The 12,970-nt window shown below is 65.3% G+C and carries 11 protein-coding genes; 10 read left to right on the top strand and 1 reads right to left on the bottom strand.

What is annotated here, in order from left to right:
• Positions 1-23: 23 nt before the first annotated feature.
• The 9 genes from A9Z00_RS03430 (at position 24) to A9Z00_RS03390 (ending at position 10,730) form a co-directional block, all read left to right on the top strand.
• Entirely contained in the window at positions 24-926 is a 903-nt protein-coding gene (locus A9Z00_RS03430; RefSeq protein WP_296974360.1) for a polyprenyl synthetase family protein, read from the top strand.
• A 180-nt stretch (positions 927-1,106) separates the two neighbouring features.
• On the top strand, positions 1,107-3,008 hold the full coding sequence (dxs, locus tag A9Z00_RS03425) for a 1-deoxy-D-xylulose-5-phosphate synthase (RefSeq protein ID WP_296974356.1): 1,902 nt from the start codon (positions 1,107-1,109) through the stop codon (positions 3,006-3,008).
• 23 nt (positions 3,009-3,031) lie between these two features.
• Positions 3,032-3,865 carry a TlyA family RNA methyltransferase gene (locus tag A9Z00_RS03420; RefSeq protein WP_296974354.1) on the top strand — a complete coding sequence of 278 codons (834 nt, stop codon included), beginning with the start codon at positions 3,032-3,034 and terminating at the stop codon, positions 3,863-3,865.
• 279 nt (positions 3,866-4,144) lie between these two features.
• Positions 4,145-4,609 carry a hypothetical protein gene (locus A9Z00_RS03415; RefSeq protein ID WP_296974353.1) on the top strand — a complete coding sequence of 155 codons (465 nt, stop codon included), beginning with the start codon at positions 4,145-4,147 and terminating at the stop codon, positions 4,607-4,609.
• A 15-nt stretch (positions 4,610-4,624) separates the two neighbouring features.
• Complete coding sequence (gene ahrC, locus A9Z00_RS03410) at positions 4,625-5,089, top strand: transcriptional regulator AhrC/ArgR (protein WP_296974351.1); 465 nt, start codon at positions 4,625-4,627, stop codon at positions 5,087-5,089.
• 35 nt (positions 5,090-5,124) lie between these two features.
• Positions 5,125-6,825, top strand: a complete 1,701-nt coding sequence (gene recN / locus A9Z00_RS03405) for a DNA repair protein RecN (protein ID WP_296974348.1) — start codon at positions 5,125-5,127, stop codon at positions 6,823-6,825.
• Positions 6,826-7,102: 277 nt separating this feature from the next.
• Positions 7,103-8,428 carry a SpoIVB peptidase gene (spoIVB, locus tag A9Z00_RS03400; protein WP_296974346.1) on the top strand — a complete coding sequence of 442 codons (1,326 nt, stop codon included), beginning with the start codon at positions 7,103-7,105 and terminating at the stop codon, positions 8,426-8,428.
• Between the two features lie 241 nt (positions 8,429-8,669).
• Complete coding sequence (gene spo0A / locus A9Z00_RS03395) at positions 8,670-9,479, top strand: sporulation transcription factor Spo0A (protein WP_296974345.1); 810 nt, start codon at positions 8,670-8,672, stop codon at positions 9,477-9,479.
• A 396-nt stretch (positions 9,480-9,875) separates the two neighbouring features.
• Positions 9,876-10,730 carry an RCC1 domain-containing protein gene (locus A9Z00_RS03390; protein WP_296974343.1) on the top strand — a complete coding sequence of 285 codons (855 nt, stop codon included), beginning with the start codon at positions 9,876-9,878 and terminating at the stop codon, positions 10,728-10,730.
• Between the two features lie 252 nt (positions 10,731-10,982).
• Here A9Z00_RS03390 and A9Z00_RS03385 read toward each other — a convergent pair whose 3' ends face one another.
• Positions 10,983-11,297 carry a DUF2627 domain-containing protein gene (locus A9Z00_RS03385; protein ID WP_296974341.1) on the bottom strand — a complete coding sequence of 105 codons (315 nt, stop codon included), beginning with the start codon at positions 11,295-11,297 and terminating at the stop codon, positions 10,983-10,985.
• Positions 11,298-11,495: 198 nt separating this feature from the next.
• Between A9Z00_RS03385 and lpdA the strand changes: the two genes are divergently transcribed.
• On the top strand, positions 11,496-12,920 hold the full coding sequence (lpdA, locus tag A9Z00_RS03380) for a dihydrolipoyl dehydrogenase (protein WP_296974338.1): 1,425 nt from the start codon (positions 11,496-11,498) through the stop codon (positions 12,918-12,920).
• Positions 12,921-12,970: the final 50 nt, after the last annotated feature.

Below are 12,970 nucleotides of genomic sequence, written 5' to 3'. Positions count from 1 at the left end.
CCACGGATTGGAGTTAGCAGGAAATGACCGTCGAAGCGTACATGGCGCGGCTGGCCGGCATGGTCGAGCGGGAGCTGGACGGCGTCCTTCCGGCCGGTTGGGATGTGCCGGCCAGGCTGCGCGAGGCGATGATGTATTCGCTGAAGGCCGGGGGCAAACGGGTACGACCGGTGCTCGTGCTGGCCGCCGCGGAAGCGGTGCGGGGGGACGGATCGGCGTCGGAGGCGGCGATGCCGGCCGCCTGCGCCGTCGAGCTGGTGCATACCTATTCGCTCATTCACGACGATCTTCCGGCGATGGACAACGACGATTTCCGCCGGGGCAAACCGACGAACCACCGGGTGTTCGGCGAAGCGATGGCGATCCTGGCCGGTGATGCGCTGCTCACCCACGCGTTCCATCTGATCGCGGAAGCCGCGCTCTCCGGCAGGCTGTCCGCCGACGCGGCGCTGGCGATCACGGCCGATCTGGCCCGGCTGGCCGGCGCGTCCGGCATGGTCGGCGGACAGGCGGCCGACATCCTCGGCGAGCAGGGCGTGACGACGCTGGAGGAACTGAGGTATATCCATCTGCACAAGACGGCCGATCTGATCGTGTTCTCGCTCACGGCCGGCGGCCGGGCGGCAGGCGCGTCCGCCGGCCAGATCGAAGCGCTGGCGGAATTCGGCCGCCGGCTCGGGCTCGCGTTCCAGATCCGGGACGACATGCTGGACGTAATCGGCGACGAGCGGCGGCTCGGCAAGAAGACCGGCAGCGACGAGCGGAGCCGGAAGGTCACCTGGCCGTATCTCGCCGGACTCGAGGCGAGCCGGGACGAAGTCGAGAGGCTTACGCGCGAGGCGAAGGAAATGCTGCGGGAAGCCGGCCTGCGCAAGCCGGACCTCCTTATCGGCATCGCCGACTATCTGATGCGGCGCGACCGCTGAGGCGCGGGCCTGCCCGCGGACCGGCAGCGGCCGGACTGCCGCCGTGTGCCTGGCCGGACGGCTTGTGGTATAATGGGCCTGCGCGCATGGCGGAGCACGGAGACCGGCGCGGCGCGCGAAGGTTCGCCGCAAGGCGCGCCGCCGGGAAGACGTTCCGCCGGACGAAAGCGAGGTAGACGCATGCTGCTCGAACAAATCCGGGGACCGAAGGATTTGAAGGCGCTGCCGGTGGACCTGCTCGACGAGCTGGCCGGGGAAGTGCGGCGGTTTCTGATCGAGAAGCTGTCCGTGACCGGCGGCCATCTGGCGTCGAATCTCGGCGTCGTGGAGCTGACGCTCGCGCTCCATTACGTGTTCGACAGCCCGAAGGACAGGCTGATCTTCGACGTCGGGCACCAGGCGTATGTGCACAAGATCGTCACCGGCCGGATGCACCGGTTTGACACGCTTCGCCAATACAAGGGGCTGTGCGGTTTCCTGAAGCGCTCGGAGAGCGAGCACGACGTCTGGGAAGCCGGGCACAGCAGCACGTCGTTGTCCGGCGCGATGGGCATGGCGATCGCCCGCGATCTGAAGGGCGAGAACCATCACATCGTCGCGATCATCGGCGACGGCGCGCTGACCGGCGGCATGGCGCTCGAGGCGCTGAACCACATCGGCCACGAGAAAAAGAAGCTGATCGTCGTCCTCAACGACAACGAGATGTCGATCGCGCCGAACGTCGGCGCCCTGCACAATTATCTCGGCCGGATCCGTTCGGACCGCCACTATCTGAAGGCGAAGGAAGAGCTGCAGCAGCTGCTGAACCGGATTCCGGCGATCGGCGGCAGGCTCGCGAAAACGGCCGAGCGGCTGAAGGACAGCCTGAAATACATGGTCGTGCCGGGCATGTGGTTCGAGGAGCTCGGCTACACGTACCTCGGTCCGGTGGACGGACACGACGTCCGCAAGCTGATCGAGGCGCTGAACCAGGCGAAAGCGGTCGGGGGACCCGTGCTCGTGCACGTGCTGACCGTGAAGGGCAAGGGGTACAAGCCGGCCGAGGCCGATTCGCACAAATGGCACGGCATCACGCCGTACAAGATCGAGTCCGGCCAGGTGCTGAAGCAGGCCGGACCGCCGACGTACACGGACGTGTTCGGGGATACGCTGGTGGAGCTGGCGGAGCGCGATCCGCGCATCGTCGCGGTGACGCCGGCGATGCCCGGCGGATCCGGCCTGCTCAAGTTTGCGAAGCGGTTCCCGGACCGGATGTTTGACGTCGGCATCGCCGAGCAGCACGCGGCGACGCTGTGCGCCGCGCTCGCGCTCGAGGGCATGAAGCCGGTCTTCGCCGTCTATTCGACGTTCCTGCAGCGGGCGTACGACCAGGTCGTGCACGATATCTGCCGCCACAACGCGAACGTGATCCTCGCGATCGACCGGGCCGGACTGGTCGGGCCCGACGGCGAGACGCATCAGGGCGTATTCGACATCGCGTTCCTGCGCCACATTCCGAACATGGTGCTCATGATGCCGAAGGACGAGAACGAGCTCAGGCGCATGCTGCGCACGGCCGTTGAATACGACGGCGGCCCGATCGCGGTCCGTTACCCGCGGTCGCCCGGGGTCGGCCTGAAGCCGGAACCCGATCCGCAGCCGATTCCGATCGGCTCCTGGGAGACGGTCCGCGCGGGCGAAGACCTCGTCGCGCTCGCCTGCGGCCCGATGGTCGGCCTGGCGGAGGCGGCGGCGGAGCGGCTCCTTGCGGAAGGCGTGCGGATGCGCGTCGTGAACGCCCGGTTCCTGAAGCCGCTGGACGAGGAGATGCTGCTCTCCCTCGCCGACGAGGGCCTGCCCGTTCTCGTGATCGAGGAGGGCGCGGTGCACGGCGGACTCGGCGGCGCGGTACTCGAGTTCTATGCGCTGCGCGGCATCGACCATATGCGGATCCGCCTGATCGGCGTGCCCGACCGGTTCATCGAGCACGGCTCGATCCGCGAACAGCGCGAGGAGATCGGGCTGACCGCCGACCGGATCGTCGGCGAGGCGATGCGGCTCCGGGCCAGGCCGGGCGCGCGCGCCGGCGCCGCCCGCATCTGACATGGGGGACGACGGGAACGGACATGCCGGATAAGGATCGGAAGGACAAGGAACGGATCGACGTGCTCCTCGTGGAGCGGGGCTTTTTCGAGAGCCGGGAAAAGGCGAAGGCGGCCGTGATGGCCGGGCTTGTGACGGTGGACGGCGAGCGGGTCGAGAAGAGCGGGGCGAAGGTGCCGCGCGAGGCGGCGATCGCGGTGAAGGGGGCGCCGCATCCGTACGTAAGCCGCGGCGGGCTCAAGCTGGAGAAGGCGATCCGCGCGTTCGGCCTCAGGATGGAAGGGCGCGTCATGCTCGACATCGGCGCGTCGACCGGCGGCTTCACCGATTGCGCGCTCCAGCACGGCGCCGCCCACGTCTATGCGATCGACGTCGGCTACAACCAGCTCGACTGGTCGCTCCGGCAGGACAGCCGGGTCACCGTCATGGAGCGCACGAATTTCCGCTATGTGAAACCGGAGGACCTCCGCGGGCCGCAGCCGGATTTCGCGGCGATCGACGTCTCGTTCATCTCGCTGCGCCTCATCCTGCCGGTGCTGCGGACGATGCTTCCGCGCGGCGCGGACGTCGTCGCGCTGATCAAGCCGCAGTTCGAGGCGGGGCGCGAAGCCGTCGGCAGGTCCGGCGTCGTGCGCGACCCGAAGACGCACGAAGAGGTGCTGATCCGGGTGTGCGGCTTCGCGGAGGAGGAAGGCTTTGGCCTTCACGGGCTTGACTATTCGCCGATCACGGGCGGCGAGGGCAACATCGAATTTCTGGCCTGGTGGCGCGCGGAAGAGCCGGCGGCTTTTCCCGCGACCCCCGAAACGGTCGGGAGGATCGTCCGGGAGGCGCACGCGGCGTTCCGGAAGGGTTGACGGGCCGGACTTTCTTTTTGGAACCGAAGCGGGAACATCGGACCGGCGGGAGCCGGGCGCAAGGCATGCGAGGTCGATCGGTTTGACAATCGGTTGGCCTCTTGTCGTTTTGTGCCCGGTCCGCGGCTTTCCCATCGGGACATTTTCTGGTATACTGGAAAGGCAAACAAACGTTCTGGTCCGCATTGTCTCGTCATGGAAGGAATTTCCGCTCCCGAGCGAGAACCTGTAGAGCAGGCGAAACCATGCGCGCATGCATGCGCGGAGGGGGCGGCGGATGTGGGCAATGCGGCCGACTGGCTTCTCATGCTCGCCGCGGGCGGCCTGATTGCCGTCTGGCTGTTCCGCCGGTTCTACGCGTGGCTGCACGAGCCGCCGGCCAGCCGCTTCTACAGGCTGGGAGAAGGGGCGGAACCGGATCCCGACGACGAGGCGGTGCGCCTGCTGACCGAATGCGGCTACGAAGTCGTCTCGGGCAAGCACCGCGTGCCGATCGAGATCGAGGTGGATGGCGAGCTGCTGCAATCCCGGCTGTTCATCGACTACGTCGCGGTGAAGGACGGGCGGACCTGGCTCGTGAAGACGGCCCGCGACCGGATGCCGATCGACTGGACCGGCGCCGGCGTCCGCGACCGGCTGCTCGTCTATGCGCTGCTCGTCCCTTCGGCGGAGGGCGTCATCTACGCCGATCCGAAGGAACGGCGGCTGCGGACGATCACGTTCGCGATCGGAACGGAAGGCTGAGGAGGCTGGCTCCAGATGAAAGGATACAGGCAGTTGAAGATCCGGGAGATCATCGGCGAGCAGGAGATCGGGACGCAGGACGAGCTGGTCGAGGCGCTTCGCCGCGCGGGTCTGAACGTGACGCAGGCGACCGTCTCCCGGGACATCAAGGAGATGCAGCTCGTCAAGGTGCCGACCGGAGACGGCCGTTACAAATACTCGCTGCCGCCGGAAGGTAAGATCTATCCGCTGCAGAAGCTGAAGCGGGCGCTGCAGGACCACTTCGTCCACATCGACCGCGCGGACAATCTCATCGTCCTGAAATGTCTGCCCGGCACGGCGAACGCGATCGGGGCGCTGATCGACGCGATGGAATGGAGCGAGGTCATGGGCACGATCTGCGGGGACGACACGATCCTGATCATCTGCCGGATGAAGAAGCAGAGCCAGGCGATCGTCGACCGGCTGATCGGCCTGCTGCATGAACCGGGCCGGAAATAGGCATCGTATTAGTTGGCAGGGAAGGGGACACGTCCATGCTGCGCGAGCTGTCGATACGCAACCTGGCGGTCATCGAGCACGTAACCGTTTCCTTCGCCGAAGGGTTTCATGTGTTGACCGGCGAGACCGGCGCGGGCAAATCGATCCTGATCGATGCGCTGACCCTTGCCATCGGCGGGCGCGGGTCGGCCGACCTCGTGCGCTACGGATGCGAGAAGGCCGAGATCGAGGCGCTGTTCGAGCCGCCCGCCGGCCATCCGGTATGGGACGTGCTGGAATCGTTCGGCATCGAGGCGGATCCCGGCGAGCCGATCGTCGTGCGGCGCGAGCTGTCGGTTCAGGGCAAGAGCGTATGCCGCGTGAACGGCCGGATCGTCAACCTGTCGATGCTCCGGGAGATCGGCGATTCGCTCGTCAACATCCACGGCCAGCACGAGCACCAGTCGCTGCTCCGGACCGAACGCCATCTCGAATGGCTCGACGTCTATGCGGGCGAGCCGCTGGCCGCGTTGAAGCGGGAATATCAGGAAGCGTACCGGCGGTATGCGGAGACGCGGAGCCGGCTGCGCGAGCTGGAAGACGCCTCGCGGCACAACATGCAGATGCTCGATCTGTACCGGTTCCAGCTCAGGGAGATTGACGACGCGCGGCTCAAGCCCGGCGAAGACGAGGAACTTCAGGACGAGCGCAGGCGGCTCGCGAACGCCGAACGGCTCATGCAGAACGCGGCCGAGGCGTACGATCTGATCTACGGCCGCTCCGGGCTCGACGCGCTGGCCCGGGCGATCGCGCGGCTGGAGGATATCCGCAGGTACGACGCGAGCGTCGGTCCGCTGCTCGATCAGCTGCAGTCGGCCTATTACCAGGCGGAGGACGTCGCGCATCAGCTCCGCGATTACCGCGACCGGATCGAGGCGGATCCGGAGCGGCTGGCCGAGATCGAGGACCGGCTCGATCTCCTGGGCCGCCTCAAGCGCAAGTACGGCGAGCGCATCGAGGACATCCTCGCATACCGGGATCAAATCGCCGCAGCCGTCGACACGATGGAAAATCGGGACGAGCATCTCCTGCGGCTGCGCGAGGAGGAGCGGAAGCTGCGCGACGAGGCGCGGCGGCTGGCGCTCGCCCTGTCGGAGCAGCGCCGGCTGGCGGCGGACCGGCTGGCGAAGGAGATCGAAGGCGAGCTCAAGGAATTGCACATGGAGCGGACGACGTTCAGGGTGCAGCTCGAACAGCCCGCGGGCGAGGACGGCGAGCCGAAGCTCGGACCGAACGGAATCGACGAGGCGATGTTCCTGTTCTCCGCGAACCCGGGCGAGCCGCCGAAGCCGCTCGCGAAGATCGCTTCCGGCGGCGAAATGTCGCGCATCATGCTGGCGCTGAAGACGGTGTTCGCCGCGATCGACGGCGTGCCCGTGCTCGTCTTCGACGAGGTGGACACGGGCGTCAGCGGCCGCGCCGCGCAGGCCATTGCGGAGAAGCTGTCGAAGCTGTCCCGGCGCTGCCAGGTGTTCGCGATCACGCATCTGCCGCAGGTTGCCTGTATGGCCGACCATCATTACGGCATCCGCAAGTCGACGGCCGGCGAACGCACGACGACGACGGTCGAACCGCTCGAGGGCGCCGGCCGGGTCGAGGAATTGGCGCGCATGCTCGGCGGCGTGGAAGTGACGGACAGGACGCGCCATCACGCGCAGGAAATGCTCGATCTGGCCGCGCGGAAGAAGGGCGCCTGAACCCCCTGAAAGCCATCCCGGGAATGTTTTATCGGTCATAAAAGAAAAGGGGCGGGGATACCTTAAGGGTACGCCGACAGGGCGATCCACAAGACACGGGAGCGACAGCTTCCGCGGCTTCCATCGCATCGGGCGGACCCCGGGACAGCGCCCGCGCCGACACGAAGCCGCGAGAACCGCCGGCAGCCGACCGGTGGTTCATCGACGGCTTTTTTGCTATGCGCATGCGCATCCCGTCCGCCGTTCATCCCGATTCCCCCGAAGGAGCGTGAATCCATTGAATGGCAGCGCACGGATCCGTTGGTTCGGTCTGTTGCTCGCGATGCTGGTCGGCTCCGCCGGATTTTCCGCCCCGTTCCGCCATTACGCTGCCTTCCCGGGCGAACTGAAGCTGTTCCTCGGCCAGCAGCGGCAGCTTGACTACACGTTGCCGGTCCACGCCGACATCACGGTCGATCCGTCCATCGTCGACATCAACGGTTCGGGCGGCCGTCCGGTCCGGGTTGACATGCGCAAGCCGCTGTCGATCAGGCCGCTGGCGGACGGCACCGCCAGGCTGCAACTGAAATTATTCGGTACGATTCCTATCAAGACGGTTGCCTTGAACGTCGTCCCCGAACTGAAGGTCATTCCCGGCGGTCAGACGATCGGCGTCAAGGTGAAATCGGACGGCATCATGGTCGTCGGTCATCACCAGGTGAAGACGGAAGACGGCGGGAAGGTGTCGCCCGCCCAATCGGCCGGCATCCGCCTCGGCGATCTGATCAAGAGCGCGAACGGCGTCAGGCTCAGGGAAGTGGGCCAGATGGCCAAGATGGTCGAAAAGGCCGGGAGGGAAGGCGGAACGCTGAAGCTGGTGATCGAGCGCGGAGACGAACGGTTCATGAAGGAGCTGAAGCCGGTCTATGACGCGGAAGACCGGGCCTGGCGGCTCGGCCTGTACATCCGGGATTCCGCGGCCGGCGTGGGCACGCTGACGTTCTACGCGCCGGAACACGGCGTATACGGCGCCCTCGGACACATCATCACGGACATGGACACGCAGGCGCCGATCCGGGTCGGAGAAGGGCAGATCGTGCAATCGAGCGTCACGTCGATCAACAAGAGCTCCAGCGGCGAACCCGGCGAGAAAAGGGCGCATTTCGTCAAGGAGGGAAAAGTGCTCGGCACCGTCGAGCGCAACACGCCGTTCGGCATTTTCGGACGAATGAGCGAACTGCCGACGCCGTACTATGACAACAAGGCGATACCGGTCGCGTTCGCGGACGAGGTGAAGGAAGGACCCGCGCATATCCTGACGGTGGTCGACGGCGAAAAGGTGGAGAAATTCGATATCATGATCACGCGCGCGATGCGCCAGACCGAACCGGCGACGAAGGGCATGATCATCCGGATCACCGACGAGAAGCTGCTGAAGCGCACGGGCGGCATCGTGCAGGGCATGTCCGGAAGTCCCATCATCCAGAACGGCAAGCTGGTCGGCGCCGTCACCCACGTGTTCGTCAACGACCCGTCGTCGGGTTACGCCTGCTATATCGAATGGATGCTCGAAGACGCCGGCATTCTGCCGGCCCGGGAGCAACGAAAGCTTAAGGCGGGTTGACGCCCTAAGCTTTCGTCCGTTCCATCCGATTTTCGGGAACCGGAATGTCGAAAAATGTCGAACGATCCAGAAATGGGGAGAATTTTGAAAATTAAATTATTATATTCATTACAAGAAAATTTGTAAAGAAAAATTTTGGATCGGGAAGGAATTTTCTTCCCTGTGTCGAATCGGTATTATGCCGGGGAGGAATCCTCGCCTTCCAATCGCGAATCCATTGCAAGTAAGGAGGCCTCACACCTTGCAGAAAATTGAAGTGTTGCTGGCAGACGACAACCGTGAATTCATCAACCTGCTCTCCGAGTACATCTCGGAACAGAGCGACATGACCGTCACGGGCGTAGCCTACAACGGCGAAGAAGTGCTTCGGCTGCTGGAGGAATCGCGCAAGGCGCCGGACGTCCTCATCCTGGACATCATCATGCCACACCTCGACGGCCTTGGCGTATTGGAAAGGCTGCGCGACATGAATCTGAATCCGATGCCGAAAATCATCATGCTGACGGCCTTCGGCCAGGAGAACATCACGCAGAAGGCGGTACAACTCGGCGCGTCGTACTACATACTGAAGCCCTTCGACATGGAAATCCTCGCGAACCGGATCCGGCAGCTGGTGAACCAGCCGGCGCTCGCGCCGTCCGGAAGCTACGGCTCGATGCTGCAGAAATCGTCCGGCGTCGTGCCGATGTCGAAGAGCAAGAACCTCGACGCGAACATCACGAGCATCATCCACGAGATCGGCGTTCCCGCCCACATCAAGGGCTATCAATATCTGCGCGAAGCGATCACGATGGTGTACAACAATATCGAGATCCTCGGCGCCATCACGAAAACGCTCTATCCGGCCATCGCCGAGAAGTTCAAGACGACGCCGTCTCGCGTCGAGCGCGCGATCCGGCACGCGATCGAGGTCGCCTGGACGCGCGGCAACATCGAGTCGATCTCGCATCTCTTCGGCTACACGGTGAACATGAGCAAGTCGAAGCCGACGAACAGCGAATTCATCGCGATGGTGGCCGACAAACTGCGGATCGAGCACAAGGTGTCGTAAGGCTCAAGGGACAAGGGATTGCGGAATCGCGGGAATGTTTCAACGAGACCGAACGACATTGGCGAGGCCAACCATCCTTGAACATCCGTTCCGACGAATTCCCCCTGTTTATTGGTTGGAAGAGAACCAATGGCAGGGGCGTTTTGTTTGAATTTCTATTGAACGTTTCGGGGGAATTTCCCATAGACTTGCGCAAAGCTGGTTTCATCATGCATGAAGCTTTCAACGTTTTTGTCATCTCGGGGAAAGGATGAACGATCCTTTGCGCGCCAAAAGAATGGACTGCGCGATCACGGACACCCGTGATCGCGACGGAGTGGCGAAAGTGTTGGAGCGGTTGCTGGCGGAGATGGAGGGAAGCGGACGCGGTACGGGATGAGGATTTTGTTACCGGAAATGCGTCATAGCGTCCTGGCGGCGGGCAGGCGGCATACCGTCGGACTGAAGGCCGACGGCACGGTGGTGGCGGCCGGGGACAACCGGCTCGGCCAGTGCGCGGTGGACGGCTGGCACGGCATCGTGTCGGTCGCCGCTGGAAACGTCCACATGGCGGCGAACACCGGCAACGCGCACACCGTCGGACTGCGCGCGGACGGCACCGTGGTCGCGGCGGGCTGGAATCGGCACGGCCAGTGCGAGACGGGAGATTGGCGGGACATCGTGGCGATCGCCGCGGGTTGGTGCCGGACCGTCGGGTTGCGCGCGGACGGATCGGTCGTCGCGGTCGGCCGGAACCTGGAAGGCGAATGCGAGACGGACGGTTGGCGCGATATCGTCGCGATCGCGGCGGGTGACTGGCATACGCTCGGCCTTCGCGCGGACGGCACGGTCGCTTGGACGGGCAACAACCGCCACCGCCAGTGCCGGGTGGACGAATGGCGGGACATTGTGGCGGTCGCGGCGGGCTATCTGCATTCGGTCGGGCTGCGGGCGGACGGAACCGTGACCGCGGCGGGCAGCAACCATGCCGGCCAATGCGGAGTGGACGGCTGGCGGGACATCGTGGCGATCGCGGCGGGCAGCCTGCACATGGTCGGACTCCGCGCGGACGGAACCGTCGTCACCGCCGGCGACAATCGTTTCGGCCAATGCGAGGTGGGCCGCTGGCGCGGGATCGTGGCGATCGCGGCGGGCTGCGCCCACACCGTCGGGCTGCGCGCGGACGGAACCGTCGTCGCTGTCGGGGACAATTCGCACGGCCAGTGCGAAGTGGACGGCTGGAGCGGCCTGCGGATTCCGGAAACGCCGTGAAGGTTGCCGCGGGCGGGCGCTGCGCATCGGGTAGGGCCAGGCGGACGCGCTGCCGGACGGCGGGCGACGCGCCATGCCTTCAACGATCGCGGTGAAGCGCTGAGGAGCGTCGAGGGCGGTCAGCCGGATGTTCCGACCGGTCCTTTTTCATGGCCGGATGGCGATGGCGGCAGCCGATGTTGCATCCCCTTCCGGGTTGCCGGCCATCATGCGAAACGCCGCAACGGCACCGGGCCGGATGCGGCGTTCGTTTCAGGAAAGTTCGTTGTCCGGGCGGCGGACGGGCTTCGGCGGACGGGGACGCTTCTTGCGGAAGCGCGGGGCGACGTAGTTGCGTTTCCGGTCGCGGAAGAAGATCCAGCCGCCGATGAAGCCGACACCTCCCAGGAACAGGACGAGGCCGAAGATGAACCGCAGCCAGTCGAAGTCCGGTACGGCACCGTCCGGACCGAAGGAAGCCAGATAATTGAACAGGGTGTTCTTGATCTGCAGGAAACCGTAGGCCGCCCCGATGCCGGGAATGACCAGCAGCAGCACGGCGATGAATCGCGAGATGACGAGTCTCATGCTTCTACCATCCTTCCTCCAGCAGCGTGCGGCGCGACACTTCCTCCCTTGTATCATACCGCGAAAGCGCCTTCGTTGTCCAACGGTGCCGAACGGGTCTGTTATCCCGGCATCGGCGAAGGTAAAATAGAACTTGTGAGATTGGCGTTCGCTGCCAAACACCTGATATGCGGATCAAGCGGATAAAGGAGAATGGACATGGCCATCCAAGCGGATGTTGCGGTGCTCGGCGGCGGGCCCGGCGGCTACTCGGCCGCGATCCGCGCCGCCCAGCTCGGCCGGAAGGTCGTCATCATCGAGCAGGACCGGCTCGGCGGCGTCTGCCTGAACCGGGGCTGCATTCCGAGCAAGGCGCTCCTCAGGAGCGCGGAAGTGTTCCGAACGGTGAAGGAAGCCGCGCGCTACGGCGTGGCCGTGGGCGGCGAGCCGGAGCTGCGCTACGATCTGGTCCTGGAGCGGAAGCGCGCCGTCGTCGAGCAGCTCTCCCGCGGCCTGCAGTCGCTCATGAAGAAGTACAACATCGAAGTCGTCCGCGGCCGGGGACGGATCATCGGACCGTCCATCTTTTCGCCGCGCAGCGGCTCGGTCGCGGTTGAACTGGAAGTTGGCGAGACCGAGACGGTCGTGCCGCAGCAGCTCGTGATCGCGACCGGATCGCGCCCGCGCGAGCTTAATGGACTGCCCTTCGACGGCGTCCGCGTGCTGAGCAGCGACGACGCGCTGAACATGGAGACGCTGCCGAAGGACCTCCTGATCGTCGGCGGCGGCGTCATCGGCATTGAATGGGCGTCGATGATGAACGACTTCGGCGTGGACGTGACGATCGTCGAAGCGGCGTCGCGGCTGCTGCCGGGCGAGGACGCCGACGTCTCCGCCGAGATGGAGCGGCTGCTCCGGCGGCGCGGCGTGCGCGTGCTCACGTCGGCGAAGCTGCTGCCGGACACGTTCGCGCCCGAAGAAGGCGGCTTGTCGGTCAAGGTCGAAACCGGCGAGGGGACGGTCGCGCTGTACGCCGAGCGGATGCTCGTCGCGGTCGGACGGACGGCGAACGTCGACGGCATCGGCCTCGAGGCGACCGATGTGGCGGTGAAGGACGGATTCATCGCGGTGGACAAGCATTGCCGGACGGCCGAACCGCACATCTACGCGGTCGGCGATTGCATCGGCGGCGTGCAGCTCGCGCATGCGGCGGCGCGCGAAGGGGTGATCGCGGCCGAGCATATCGCGGGCCTCGATCCGGAGCCGATCCAGCCGCACCGCATCCCGCGCTGCGTCTATTCGCGGCCGGAGGTGGCCTCGATCGGCTGGACGGAGAGCCAGGCGATGTCCCGCGGCCACGACGTGAAGACGAGCCGGATCCCGTTCCGGGCGAGCGGCAAGGCGGTCGTGGAGGGCGAAACGGACGGCTTCGTGAAGGTGATCGCCGACCGGAAAACCGGCGACATCCTCGGCGTTCACATGATCGGTCCGCACGTGACGGAGCTGCTGTCCGAAGCGGGTCTTGCGGATCTGCTGAACGCTTCCGTATGGGAGTCCGGCCAGCTCATCCGTCCGCATCCGTCGCTGTCGGAGACGCTCGGCGAGGCGATGCTGGCGATCGACGGCGCATCCCTGTCGTTTTGACCCGAAATTCCGGGGAATTCCGGTGCGTCCGGTTCATTTCTTTTTCAGGG

This window comes from Thermobacillus sp. ZCTH02-B1 (genome assembly GCF_002159085.1).
GTDB lineage: Bacteria > Bacillota > Bacilli > Paenibacillales > Paenibacillaceae > Thermobacillus.
The sequence above is the reverse complement of the archived record's forward strand: the minus strand, read 5'-3'. Positions and strand labels throughout refer to the sequence as shown.